9 protein-coding genes are annotated in these 12,777 nt (G+C 72.0%); 2 read left to right on the top strand and 7 right to left on the bottom strand.

All coding sequences use genetic code 11. The features are described from left to right. Positions 1-3 precede the first annotated feature (3 nt). Entirely contained in the window at positions 4-1,017 is a 1,014-nt protein-coding gene (locus tag OP18_RS21225; RefSeq protein ID WP_245635482.1) for a LacI family DNA-binding transcriptional regulator, read from the top strand. Between the two features lie 26 nt (positions 1,018-1,043). On the opposite strand, the gene OP18_RS21220 is transcribed toward OP18_RS21225, so the two are convergent. The 4 genes from OP18_RS21220 to OP18_RS21205 are packed head-to-tail and all read right to left on the bottom strand — an operon-like array spanning position 1,044 to position 7,378. Further along, positions 1,044-2,693, bottom strand: a complete 1,650-nt coding sequence (locus OP18_RS21220) for an extracellular solute-binding protein (protein WP_033360712.1) — start codon at positions 2,691-2,693, stop codon at positions 1,044-1,046. A 38-nt stretch (positions 2,694-2,731) separates the two neighbouring features. Then, the gene (locus tag OP18_RS21215; RefSeq protein ID WP_033360711.1) at positions 2,732-3,637 is read right to left on the bottom strand and encodes a carbohydrate ABC transporter permease; all 906 of its coding nucleotides are present in this window, start codon (positions 3,635-3,637) and stop codon (positions 2,732-2,734) included. Beyond that, positions 3,634-4,608, bottom strand: a complete 975-nt coding sequence (locus OP18_RS21210; RefSeq protein ID WP_081970958.1) for an ABC transporter permease subunit — start codon at positions 4,606-4,608, stop codon at positions 3,634-3,636. The genes OP18_RS21215 and OP18_RS21210 overlap by 4 nt, the downstream gene beginning before the upstream one ends. Before the next feature lie 49 nt (positions 4,609-4,657). Further along, on the bottom strand, positions 4,658-7,378 hold the full coding sequence (locus OP18_RS21205; protein ID WP_033360710.1) for an exo-rhamnogalacturonan lyase family protein: 2,721 nt from the start codon (positions 7,376-7,378) through the stop codon (positions 4,658-4,660). 258 nt (positions 7,379-7,636) lie between these two features. On the opposite strand from OP18_RS21205, the gene OP18_RS21200 reads away from it, so the two are divergent. Further along, positions 7,637-8,644: a hydroxyacid dehydrogenase gene (locus OP18_RS21200; RefSeq protein WP_033360709.1), complete on the top strand. Its 1,008-nt coding sequence runs from the start codon at positions 7,637-7,639 to the stop codon at positions 8,642-8,644. Positions 8,645-8,663: 19 nt separating this feature from the next. On the opposite strand, the gene OP18_RS21195 is transcribed toward OP18_RS21200, so the two are convergent. The 3 genes from OP18_RS21195 to OP18_RS21185 form a co-directional block, all read right to left on the bottom strand. Continuing rightward, positions 8,664-10,658 (bottom strand): beta-galactosidase, encoded by a 1,995-nt coding sequence (locus OP18_RS21195; protein ID WP_245635481.1) that lies wholly within the window; start codon positions 10,656-10,658, stop codon positions 8,664-8,666. Between the two features lie 79 nt (positions 10,659-10,737). After that, a complete protein-coding gene (locus OP18_RS21190; RefSeq protein WP_033360757.1) occupies positions 10,738-11,649 on the bottom strand; it encodes a DUF6807 domain-containing protein in 912 nt (303 codons plus the stop codon). Further along, on the bottom strand, positions 11,646-12,743 hold the full coding sequence (locus OP18_RS21185) for a Gfo/Idh/MocA family protein (RefSeq protein WP_033360708.1): 1,098 nt from the start codon (positions 12,741-12,743) through the stop codon (positions 11,646-11,648). The genes OP18_RS21190 and OP18_RS21185 overlap by 4 nt, the downstream gene beginning before the upstream one ends. Positions 12,744-12,777 lie beyond the last annotated feature (34 nt).

Raw genomic sequence — 12,777 nt, 5'->3', positions numbered from 1 at the left:
GACGTGGCCAAGGCCGCCGGCGTGTCCATCGCCACGGTGTCCCGGGTGCTCGGCGGCACGTATCCGACCGCCGCCGCCACCCGCACCCGGGTCATGCGCGCGGTCCGCGACCTCGACTACGTCGTCAACAGCCACGCCCGGGCCCTCGCGGGGATCAGCACCAAGAGCGTGGCGATCGTCGTCAGCTCGGTCGTGTCACCGTTCTACGCGCACGTCGCGCAGGCGGTGGAGACGCAGGCCGCGCAGGAGGGCCGGCTCTGCCTGATCAGCACCACCGGCGGCGATCTGCGCCGGGAGCTCGGCGCGTTGAAGCTCATGCTGGAGGAGCACGCCGAGGCGGTCATCCTGATCGGCAACGTCGTGGACAATGACGAATACCGCCGGCGGGTCGGCGAGTACGCCCGCGCTCTGGCCGCCGCCGGGTCGCAGCTGGTGCTGTGCGGGCGGCCGGCACCCGGCCCGGACGTGCCAGCGATCGTGGTCGACTACGACAACACCGGCGGGGCGCGTGCCGCCACGGGCCACCTGCTGTCCGCGGGGCACCGGCGCATCCTGTACCTCGGCCACAAGCCCGGCTACACGACCTCCGAAGGCCGGATCGCCGGCTACCGCGAGGCGCTCGCCGCGCACGGGGTGCCAGAGGATCCGGGGCTGGTGCTGGCCGGTGGGGCGCTGGAGCGGCAGGAAGGCTACCGGCTGATGCGCGAGCGGCTGCGCGCGGCCGAGCCGGACTTCACGGCAGTGTTCGCGGCCAACGACCAGCTCGCCGCCGGCGGCCGGCAGGCACTGCACGAGCACGGCCTGCGCATCCCCGAGGACATCTCGTTGATGGGGTACGACGACCTGCCCCCGGCCACCGACATCGGCCTGACCACCACCCACGTCCCTCATGACGAGCTGGGCCGCACCGCCGTGCGCCTGGCACTGCAACGCGACCGCGCCGGCGGCGCTGACGACCACGTGGTGCTGGGCACGCACGTGGTCGTCCGCCAGTCGGTACGGCCGCTGACGGGCTGATCCGCCGACGGCAGGTCAGCGGCGGGTCAGCGGGGTCCGCCGGCCTGCTGCAGCTGCTGCTCGTACTCCTTGCGCATCGCGTCGCCGACGGCGGTGCGGAAGGTGCGGATCGCGTCGTCCAGGGCGGAGAACGGCTTGCGGCCCTGGATGACGTCGTCGCGGGTGCTGACGAAGACCCGGTTCGCGGCCGGGTACTTCGTGGCGAACGCGTCGGAGTACAGCCCGAGCGTCGGGTCGTCGCGGCGGTTGGCCAGCACCTTGCTCTGGTAGGCGTGCTGGTAGTCCACGTCGTCGGGGCGGCCCGGCTGGTACAGCGCGGGTGGCGCCTCGGCGAGGTACCGCACCGGCACCGTCGTGTTCGTGGCTCCCTGAGTGGTGAGGATCGGGTCGCCGTCGGCGTTCTCGGTGTGGTCGACGCCCTTCTCCCCGTAGACGCGGTAGCGGTACTCCTCGGTGCCGAACGGTGAGGCGAGCCAGTTGAGCACCCGCAGCAGCAGCCTGATCCGCTCGGGGTCGTCCTGCTTGCTGATCCCGACGAGGTTGAACACCCCGGTGCCGGTGTGCCACGGCGCCAGCGCCGCGCCGGAGCGGGTGTAGACGGGCATGAGCGCCTGGCGGAACGCCGGGTTCTTCTGGTTGTCGTTGGCGTTCTGCAGCCAGGCGCCGTAGCCGTCGCCGAGGTTCATGGCCACGGCCCCGGTGTAGAAGTACTGCTTGAACGGCGCGGACGGGTTGAACGCGTCCGGGTGCACCACCCCGGCCTTCCACAGCTCGGCCATGTCACGCACCGACTGCTTGAACTGCTCCGTCTCGTAGGCGTGCACGAGCGCGCCGCCGTCGAGCCGCCAGACGTTGGGTTCCTCGTTCATCCGCGCCAGGAAGTACATGGTGGGCACGACGCTGCCGAGCGCCCAGCGGCGCTGCTTCGGGTCGGTCAGCGCCTTGCACAGGGCCAGGAACTCCTCCCAGCCCTTGGGCTCGCCGCTCAGCCCGGTGCGTTCCACGAGGTCGGGCCGCACGAACGCGTAGTGCCGGATGCGGCCGCGCGGGATCGGCAGCGCCTGGATGCCGCCGTTGAACACGCAGCTCTTCCAGTACATCGTCGGGATGTTGGCCAGGTTGGGGTAGGCGGCGATGTTGCCGCCGGCGAGGAAGTCGTCGAGCCGGGCGAACTTGGCGTTCAGCAGGGCCGGGAAGTTCGCGCCGGGCCACAGCTGCATGATGTCGGGGACAGCGCCGCCGGCGATCGTGGTGGCGAACTTCTGCTCGTAGTCGGCGTTGGGGACCATCTGCAGCTGCAGATTGACGCCGAGCCGGTCGTTGAGGCCGCGCCAGTACGAGTTGCGGTCCGTTCCGGGCGGCACGGCGGTGTAGATGTTGGCCATGGCGGTGACGGTCTGGCCGGTGCCTGGCTTGTCCGCGACGGCGCGCGGGTTCGTTCTCGGGAAGTGCCGGAAGCCCGGGTCGACGCCGGTCTCGGCGTTGCCGGGCAGGTCGGGGGTGACCCCGGTATAGGCGGTGTAGGTCGGCAATGCCGCGCCGGCGTTGGCCTTGGCGCTGTTGGCGGTGGTGCGCGGGCTCGACGTGCAGGCGGTCAGCGGGGCGAGCGCGGCCGCGCCGGCGCCGAGCCCGATGACGGTGAGCAGCTGCCGGCGGGTGGGCGAGCTGGCGGACATGGCAAGCACCTCTTTGCGAAGGAAGCGTGGCGCAGCGGTCAGCCCTTGACGGCGCCGATCATGACGCCCTTGGCGAAATGCCGCTGCAGGAACGGGTAGACGAGCAGGATCGGCACGATCGCGAGCACCAGGATCGCCATCTGCATGGGCAGCTGCGGCGGCAGCGCCTCGCTGCCGGCGATCTGCTCGCCGCCGATCGTGTTCTGGTTGACCACGTACGTGCGCAGGACGAGCGCCATCGGCCACTTGCCGGTGCTCTGGATGTACAGCATCGCGTTGAAGAACGCGTTCCAGTAGCCGACGGCGTAGAACAGCCCGATGACGGCGAGGACAGCCTTGGACACCGGCAGCACGATGCGGAACAGGATCGTGGCGGACGACGCCCCGTCGATGGACGCCGACTCGAACAGTTCCGGCGGCAGCTCCTGGAAGAACGCGCGCATGACGATGACGTTGAACGCGTTGACGAGCACCGGAAGGATCAGCGACGCGTAGCTGTCGAGCAGGCCGAACTCCTTCACGACGAGGTACGTCGGGATGAGGCCCGGCGAGAACAGCACAGCACCGAGGACCAGCATGAGCATCGGCCTGGCGCCGGCGGCGCGCGGGCGCGACAGCCAGTAGGCCAGCCCCGCTGTGGCGGCGAGCGATGCCAGGGTCCCGACCACGGTGACGGCGACGGAGATGCCCAGGGCCCGGGTCACCACGCCGCCGGAGAGCACCGCGGTGTACGCGTCGGCGCTGAACCCGCCGGGCCACAGCACCATTCCGCCGCCGGCCCGGGTGATGGTCTCCTGGTCGGCGAACGAGGTCGCCAGGATCGACCAGAACGGGATCACGACGAGCGCCACGGCCAAGCCGAGCGCCGCCGCCTTGGCGAGCTGTACGGCCGGGTGCGGCCGCTCCATCCAGATCGGCCGCTTCCGGCCGGTCGGTGCGCTCATCTGCGGTACACCCCCTGCTCGCCGAACAGGTGGGCCAGCTTGTTCGCGCCCAGGACCAGCGCGATGCCGACGACACCCTTGAGCAGCCCGCCGGCGGCTGAGACGCCCCAGCTGCCGCCGACGACACCGTTGTTGTAGAGCCAGGTGTCCAGCACCTCGCTCGCGTCCAGACCCACCGGTCCCTGCTGCAGGATGATCTGCTCGAAGCCGACGGACAGGCTGTTGCCGAGCCTGAGGATCAGCAGCAGGATGAACAGCCCCCGCAGCGCGGGCAGCGTGACGTGCACGAGGCGCTGCCAGGCGCCGGCGCCGTCGACGGCGGCCGCCTCGTACTGCTGGGGGTCGATGCGGGACAGGGCGGCCAGGAAGATGATGGTGCCCCAGCCGGCGTCCTTCCAGATGACCTGGGCGGTGACGAGTGCCTTGAACAGCTCCGGCACGCCGATGATCTCGGCAGTGGGCAGGTCCTGCTGGACCAGGAACGTGTTGAGCACGCCGGCGTTGCCGAGCATCTGCTGGAAGATCGCCACGACGATCACCCAGGACAGGAAGTGCGGCAGGTACAGCACCGACTGCAGCAGCCGCTTGAGCCGCTCCCCGGCGAGGCTGTTGAGCAGCAGCGCCAGGCCGAGCGGGACCGGGAACACCAGCACGGTCTGGATGACGGTGAGGATCAGCGTGTTCACCAGCGCCGTGCGGAACTGCGGGTCGTCGCCGAGCAGCGCGGCGAAGTTGGTCAGGCCGGCCCACGGCGACCCGGAGACGCCGAGGTACGGCTGGTAGTCCTGGAACGCGATCACGTTGCCCAGCAGCGGCAGGTAGTGGAAGCCCAGCAGCGCCAGCGCGCCGGGCAGGCCGAGCAGGACCAGCAGCTTGTCCCGCGACAGGCGGCGCAGCGCGCCGGGCGCGGCACCGCCCGCCACAGCGAGCTGCGGTGGGTGGTGCCGCGCTGCCGTCTCGACGCGGCTCATGGGCGATGCCTCCCTTGTGTGTGTTGGTCGTGGTCAGGTCCCGTGACTGTCAGATGTGCTCGCCGATGAGGGCGAGGCACTGGAAGACGGCCAGGCCGTACTGGGCGCTGGCGTTGACCGACACGTCGGCCTCGTCGACCGGGTTGAGCACCGCAGGAGCCTCGATGCGCCTGGCGGTGAACGTGTTGGTCTCCGGGTAGCCGGCGGCGCCGGCCCGCAGCTCCTTCCAGGCCCGCTTGGCCAGTTCGGCGTCGCCGAGCTTCGCGGCCGCGTAGGCGGTGGCCCGCGCGTAGGCCTGGCCCAGGTTCAGGTTGCCCCAGGCGGTGCCGGTGGCGGCGATCTGGTCGGCGGCGGGCGCGTTGTACAGCCGGCAGAACGTGACCCACTGCTGCTTGACGACCGGGTCGTCGACCAGCGCGATGAGTTCGGTCATGAGCTCGATGAGGCCGAACACCGAGCCGAGGGCGCCGACGGCGACGCTGCGTTCGGTCATCGGGGCGTACCGGCCGTCGGCGAGGTTGTATTTGGGGTCGTTGCCCTGCGCCCAGCCGTTGGGCAGGGCCGCGATCGTGCTGGCGCCGTTGAGCAGTTTCGTACGGGCGATCGGGTCGCCGCCGCGTTCCCACTCGGTCAGCCAGGCCAGCGCGAGCGAGCCCCAGTCGGTGGTGGTGCTGACGCTCAGCGCCTTCGGGTCCGGCGTGTACGGGCCGGTGCGGATCTTGCGGATCGGGTCGAGCGCGAGGAACGTCTTGTCGGCGTCGACGAGGGAGTGCAGCACGTCGCCGAGCCGCTCGTCGGCGGTGAGGAAGTACAGGAACCGCTTGTAGCCGGCGTTGCTGATGCGGACCTGTTTGGCGCTGTCGGCCCAGTGCAGCACGCCGTGCCGGGTGCCGAGCCCCGCGTACTTGCCGACGTGGTACATGTCGACCTCGCTGGTGTGGCGGGTCATCGCCTCGGCGAACCGGAACGCGGTGGCGTCACCCGAGCGCAGGTACTGGTACCACAGCCACAGGTCGGTGGACAGCTCGGAGTTGTCCCACGCGTAGCCGCCGACGTCGTAGCGCCACACGTGACGGGTCGTGTCGTAGGTGTGCATGATGTCGCCGTAGTCCCAGAAGCCGTACCAGTTGCGCTGGTCGACCTGGCCGACGTGGTAGCGGTGCAGCCGTTCGAGCTTGTCCTCCAGCGCCGCCTTGGCCGGCACGGAGCGGTCAACCGGCGTCCAGGTGCCGAAGACGCCTGCCGAGTGGTTGTGCTGTGGGCTGCTCACCAGCAGCGGCGGGGTGCTGGTCGCCGCGGCGAGCTGGGCGAACCGTTCGGCGGTCGGGGTCGCGGCGAGGGCCCAGAACATCAGCTCCGTGGTGCGGGCGACGCCGTGCGGCGAGCCGAACCCGGGTTCGTAGTCCTCGTAGGTGATCTCGAGGCCTTCCAGCTGCTCCGGGTAGGTGTCCTGGCCCATGCCGTCGTGGTAGAAGCGCAGGTCCATCGCGCCGGCCCGGGGTGACCACATCCAGATCGTCGCCTGGGCGTTGTCCGTCGCGGCACCGCCGATCTCCAGCTCCGTCGGGTGCAGCTGCCAGAAGTTGCGCATGCCGAAGGCGAGGCCCCCGGACGGGGTGCCGACGTAGCCCAGGCCCGCGGCGCGGGTGCCGCCGTCGACGCGGATCCAGGTGTGCCCCGGCTTGGTGCGCTTGACGATCTCGAAGCCGTTGGCGGTGAGCTGGCGCAGGCTGTAGTCGCCGAACGCCGGGACGTATTGCAGCCGCGTGGTGACCCTGGTGTCCCAGGTGGCGACGTCCGGGGTGAGGCGGCCTTCGTACTGCGCCTGCCGGACCGCCGCTCCAGGGTCTCGGCGTAGGCCGGTGATGCCCTGCACGGCCTCGGCGAGCACGCCGTTGCCGGCTCCGGCGAGGCGGACATGGCGGTTGTACAGCTCGCCGCGCATCGGGACGGTGAACTGCACGCCGAGACCGTTGATGAAGTCCTGCTGGCCGTTGCCGTCGAAGACGAAGGTGTGCACGACCCGGATCGCGTCGGAGCCGGCGTACAGGTAGAACCGCACGACGAACGGCAGCCAGCGGCGCCGGCCCTGCTGGTGGCGGCCCTCGACCCGGACCACCGCGCGCACCGGGCCGCGCTGCTCGACGGTGACCGCGTCGACGGTGCCGTTGAACGCCTCGGTTTTCAGCGTGGCGGGCAGGTCGCCGCCCGGCTTGTCCTGCACGGAGGCGACCAGCCGGCCGTTGCGCGCGATGACGGTGTCACCGCGGCGGATGGCGTCGACCACGGTCGCGCCGGAGCGGTTGAAGGCGACGGTGATGACGCCGGTGTCGACCACGATCCGCCCGCCGGTCTGCACGATGACCGGCGTCGCCGGGGCGGCCGGGACGCCGGCGGCGAGCTGGTAGCCGCCGGCGCGTGGCGCGGCACCGCTGATCGCGTGCGCGGTCCACTTCACCGACCCGTCGGGCCAGTAGGCGGTGGGCCAGGTCTGCACCGGTACGGCGGTGCCGCCGTCGCCGGTGAGGGCGAATCGCTGGTCGGGCGGGAAGGCCCCGCGGGGCCACGGCACGCCCCAGGTGGTGCCGGCGGCGAGCTCGGCGGGGGTGCCGTTCTCCAGCCAGCGCAGCGGCACCGGCGCGTGGCCGGTGAAGGTGGCGCTGGGGTCCGCGGGCGGGGCGGCCGCCGCCGCACCGGCGCGGGCGAGCGGGATGGTCGCGGCAGCCCCGGCGGCGGCGACGAGCATGGTGCGTCTGCTGATCTGAGCCACGGCGTGTCAACTCCTTGGAGACCTGACGCTTGAGCGCAGGGGGCGCGGCCGGTGGTGTGGTGGGGTGTCCGGCCGACCGGGAGGGGTGTCGAGGTCCGGCGCGGCGCGCGCGGCGCCGCTATGAAACCGTTTACTAGGGTCCGATGGGACCACAACCGCAAATCCCTGTCAAGGACGCACGTCTATGCTTCCCCGATCATAGAATACGTTTACTATCGTGATGCCTGCCGCCGCTCATGTCCGAAGAGGAGCCGCCCCGTGCAGCCACGACCTCCCGCCGTTCTCGCGCTCGCGCCGTGGGCCCGCGACGGCGCGTTCCCACCGGACGTGATGGGCCGGCTCACCCGGCTCGTGAACGTCCATCCCGGGCCGAGCATCACCTCCTTCGAGCAGCCCGATGCCGGTGAAGCACTCGGCCGCGCCGAGATCCTCATCAGCGGCTGGGGCTGCCCCCGTATCGACGCCTCGGTGCTGGACCGCGCCCCGAAGCTGCGCGCCTGCATCCACGCCGCCGGCACCGTCAAGAAGCACCTCGACCCGGTCGTGTTCGAGCGCGGCATCACCGTGTCGTCGGCGGCCGCCGCCAACGCGGTCCCCGTCGCCGAGTACACGCTTGCGGCGCTCATCCTCGGCGCCAAGCAGACGTTCGCCCGCGCCCGCGTATACGCCGACAACCCGGCACAGTTCGCGGCCGCGGCCCGGGCGGACACCGGCCTGATGGGCTGCACCGTCGGCGTGGTCGGGGCATCACGCATCGGACGCCTCGTGCTCGACCGGCTCCGCACGTTCGACGTGACCGCCCTCGTGCACGACCCGTACCTGTCACCGCGGGACGCGCGACGCCTCGGCGCCGATCTGGTGGACCTCGACGCCCTATGCCGGCGCAGCGACCTCGTCACCGTCCACGCACCCGCGCTGCCCGAGACCCGCCACCTCATCGACGGGCACCGGCTCGGCCTGCTGCGCGACGGCGCGGTGCTCATCAACACCGCCAGGGGCGTCCTGGTCGACACCGACGCCCTCACCCGGCACTGCAAGGACGGCCGGATCTCCGCCGTCCTGGACGTCACCGACCCCGAACCCCTGCCCACCGACCACCCCCTCCTGCGGATGCACAACGTCTTCGTCACGCCGCACATCGCCGGCGCGCAGGGGCGTGAGCTGCGCCGGCTCGGTGAGTTCGCCACCGCCGAGGTGGGCCGGCTCCTGCGCGGCGAGCCGCTGCTGGGCGCCGTCCAGGTCCACCAGCTCACCGTCGGCGCGTGAAACCGGTGCGGGCGACAGCTCACCGCACGACGATGACGGCCCGCGGGCCGAGGATCGTGGCGGCGCCGGCCACGGCCGACACGTCCACCGGCCGGTCGGTGCGGTTGATGAGGAACCGGTGCGGGCCGCGCACGGCGAGCTCGACCGCGCCGCGGAGCTCGGGCGGCAGCTCGCTGGTGACACCCGCGCGGCCGGCGAGCTCGTCCAGGATCGCGGCGACACCGCCGGCGCCCAGACGGGTGGAGACGTAGGCGGCCGAGCCGCTGCCGGTGGGTCTTCGGGTTACGGCGGGCCGGCCGGCCTGCTCGCCGGTGCGGTACCGGGCGAGCACCTCGGTGGCCGGGTCGGTGAGGTCGATCCGGTCGCTCCACACCGTGCCGGTGGTGCCGTTGTCGAGCTCGGCCCGCTCGTCGTCGAGCAGCGGCGCGAACTCCTCGATCCGGATGCCGAGCAGGTCGCACAGGGCACCGGGGTAGCCGCCGAGCCACACGTGGTCGTGCTCGTCAACGATGCCGGAGCAGTACGTGGTGACGACGTGGCCACCGGCGATGGCGTAGACGGTCAGCCGCGCGGCGAGGCCGCCCGGCACCATGTGCAGCAGCGGTGCCACGACGAGGTCGTAGCGTTCCCAGTCGGCGTCCAGCGGGGTGACGTCGGCGCGGATACCGAGGTCCAGGAAGGCGGTGTACCAGTCCAGCGCCTCCTGCCGGTAGCGCACCCGGTCGCTGGGGCGCGGATCCTGCTCGGCCGCCCACCACGACTCCCAGTCGAAGAGGATGGCCGCGCGGGCCGGCGTGCGGTGCGCACCGGCGACCCGGGCGAGATCGCGCAGCGTGGCACCGAGCTCGCAGACGGCGCGGAAGACCGCGGTGTCCGTCCCGGCGTGCGGGACCATCGCCGAGTGGTACTTCTCCGCGCCGCCGGCGGACTGCCGCCACTGGAAGAAGCAGACCGCGTCGGCGCCGTGCGCGACGTGGGTGAGCGAGTCGCGGGCCAGCTCGCCGGGGCGCTTGGCGACGTTGATCGGCTGCCAGCTCACCGCGCTCGTGGAGTGCTCCATGAGGAACCACGGCCGGCCGCCGGCGAGGTTGCCGGTCAGGTTCGCCGAGAACGACAGCTCGTCCAGGCCCTGCGGCCCGGGCACGACGTAGTGGTCGTTGGCGACGAAGTCGACCTCCCCGGCCCACCGGGCGTAGTCGACAGCCCGCACGGAGGCGGCGACCATGAAGTTCGTCGTCACCGGCACCTCCGGGGTCAGCTCGCGCAGCAGGTCCCGCTCGGCGCGCAGGTGCTCCCGCAGCGCGTCGGAGGAGAACCGCAGGAAGTCCAGGCGCTGCGCCGGATTGGGCTGCGAGCCCGCACCGGTCCAGCGCGGCGGCAGGATCTCGGCCCAGTCGCTGTAGCGCTGCGACCAGACGGCGGTCGTCCAGGCGCGGTTGAGCGCCGCCGTGCTGCGGTACCGGGCCCGCAGCCAGTCGCGGAAGGCGGCGGCCGCGGCGTCGGAGTAGTCGTAGGCGTTGTGGCAGCCGAATTCATTGCTGACATGCCAGGCGACGAGGGCGGGGTGGCGGCCGTACCGCTCGGCCATGGCCCGCACGAGCCGCAGCGCGTGCTCGCGGAAGACCGGCGAGGTGGGCCGCCAGTGCTGGCGGGCGCCCGGCCACACGGTGCGGCCCTCGTGGTCGACGGGCAGGATCTCCGGATGCTTCGTGGTCAGCCAGTGCGGCGGTGACGCTGTGCCCGTCGCCAGGTCGACCGCGATGCTGTTGGCGTGCAGCAGGTCCATGACCTCGTCCAGCCACGTGAAGTCCCACACGTCGGCACCCGGCTGGATTCTGGCCCAGGAGAAGATGCCCAGCGACACGATGTTGAGGCCGGCCGCGCGCATGGCCCGCACGTCGTCGTCCCACACGTGGGGTGGCCACTGCTCGGGGTTGTAGTCGGCGCCGAACGCGATGCGCCGCCTGGCGGGTTCGGTGGGCCAGCGCAGCCACCGGTGATCCTGGTCCTGCACGGTTGCTCCTCGTTCTTCGTGCGGGGCGCGACATCGCGGGCCGAGGCGGTGCTCAGGCGCCCCGGCCCGCGATGCCGCCCTATGCCGGGGCGAGCGCCCGGCGGCCGTGGTGGGCCAGCGCGGCCGTGCCATCGCTGTCGTGCGCGCCGGCGGCGACGACGACGGCGTAGCGGAGGCGCAGCGTGGCCCGGTCGGGCAGGTCGAACTCCTCGGAGAAGAACGGCGCCGGGTTGAGGCAGGCGAACTCCTCGGTCCGGGCGAACCACTGCGGCGGGTGCCGCGGGTTGTCCCGGTCGTCGACGATGACGACGGTGGAGTGCGCGCCGGTCCCGTCGTGGCGCCCCTGGAAAGCGAACCATTCCGCGCGGCTGCCGCGCAGTTCATCGCCGCCGGCACCGGTCGGCGCCATGAGCACGCCGCCGGTGAACGAGCGGGGCCCGCGCCAGAACAGCCCGCCGTAGCCTGCGTTGTCCCGGCCCTTGGTCGTCGGCGAACCGAACGCGAGGGTGCCGCCGGAGACGTTCGTCATTGCCGTGTCGAACACCATGACCCAGGTGGTCGCGTCGGCCACCGTGACGTGCAACGCCCGGTCCTCTTCGATGACCTGGGCGCCCTGCTGGGTGGTCCAGTCCAGGCGGTGCCGCAGCGTCGCGGCGCCCTGCCGCACGGCCAGGCCGGTCATCTCCCGGTGTACGGCGCTGCCGTTGTTGTCCAGCTGCAAGTAGCCCTGACCGTCGACGTACGTGGGGCCGCCCCAGAAGTTGTGCTCGCCCACGTGCGGCAGCGACCAGGCGATCCCCTTGTGCCAGACGTGGTCGTGCGGGCGGAACGCCGACACCAGCTCGCCGGTGAGGGTGCGGATGGGGTGCAGGTACGGCTTCGGCGACTCCAGCCGCGGCGTGTCCGGGCTGTACACGTAGGTGAGCAGCGCGACGCCGCCGGCCGAGACGGTGACGGACCGGCCGAGGGCGTGGTCGACGTCCAGGTTCACGCCGCCACCGCCGTCCACGGGGCGCCCGCGCCGTGCATGCTGGCGGCGAACGGGCTGTCCGGGCCGATCTGGCCGCTGTGCACGGTGCTGCCGGTGAACGCGGAGGCGTACAGCGCGGCGACGAACTCCATGGTCTGCCGGGTGTCGGCCGCCGTGACCGGCAGCGGCCGGCCCGCGTCGAGCGCGTCCAGGACAGCGGTGAGCTGACCGGCGTGGCCGCTCTCCTCGCGCGAGGGTGCCCACGACCATCGGGTCGCGACGTCCTCGTGCCCCGGCGCCGGATGGACCGTCCAGTCGTCGTCGGAGTAGCCGTACAGGTGCGACAGCTCCACCGTCGCCTGCTCGTAGTCGAACCGCAGCGCGGAGACCTGCCGGGGCGACAGCACCGAGTTCACGACCGTGGCGACCGCCCCGCTGGCGAAGGTGACCAGGGCCATCGACACGTCCTCGGTCTCGATCGGCCGGGCGCGCCGTGCGGCGACCGCGGTGACGCTCTCCCACGGTCCGAGCACGGACAGCAGCAGGTCGAACTGGTGGATCCCGTGGCCCATCGTCGGTCCGCCGCCCTCGGTGTCCCAGCGCCCCCGCCACGGCACCCGGTAGTAGTCGTCGTCGCGGTACCACAGCGTGTCGCAGGTGGCGAGCATCGGCCGGCCGAGCTCACCCGCGGCGGCCATGGCACGCAGCCGCACGGCGCCGGCGCCGAACCGGTGCTGGAACACGGTGGCCAGGTGCGCGCCGGACGCGGCCGACGCCTCGATCAGGGTGTCGAGCTCGGCGAGCGACAGCGTCGGTGGCTTCTCGACCAGCACGTGCACCCCGGCCCGCAGGCACTCCAACGCGAGCGGCGCGTGCCAGACCGGTGGTGTGCACAGGTGGACCAGGTCGATGCCACCCTCGGCCAGGAGCGCCGTCACCGTTGGCGCGACCGTGTCGACCTGCCACGTCTCGGCGAAGGCGCGGGCCTGCTCCGCGTCGACGTCGACCACCGCGGCGAGCCGGACGCGGTCGCTGTTGGCGCGCAACGCGCCGGCGTGCGCGGTGGCGATCGCACCGGTGCCGACGATGGCGGCGCGGTACCTGCCGTCAACCATGAACTTCCATCACTTTCGTTGTGCCGGGGTCGCG

Source organism: Dactylosporangium aurantiacum (assembly GCF_000716715.1).
In the GTDB taxonomy this organism is placed as follows: Bacteria; Actinomycetota; Actinomycetes; order Mycobacteriales; family Micromonosporaceae; genus Dactylosporangium; species Dactylosporangium aurantiacum.
The sequence above is the reverse complement of the archived record's forward strand: the minus strand, read 5'-3'. Positions and strand labels throughout refer to the sequence as shown.

Bases quoted from the DNA above. Each gene is read 5' to 3' on its own strand.
- OP18_RS21220 (WP_033360712.1), bottom strand. From the start codon at position 2,693: ATGTCCGCCAGCTCGCCCACCCGCCGGCAGCTGCTCACCGTCATCGGG.
- OP18_RS21215 (WP_033360711.1), bottom strand. From the start codon at position 3,637: ATGAGCGCACCGACCGGCCGGAAGCGGCCGATCTGGATGGAGCGGCCG.
- OP18_RS21210 (WP_081970958.1), bottom strand. From the start codon at position 4,608: ATGAGCCGCGTCGAGACGGCAGCGCGGCACCACCCACCGCAGCTCGCT.
- OP18_RS21185 (WP_033360708.1), bottom strand. From the start codon at position 12,743: ATGGTTGACGGCAGGTACCGCGCCGCCATCGTCGGCACCGGTGCGATC.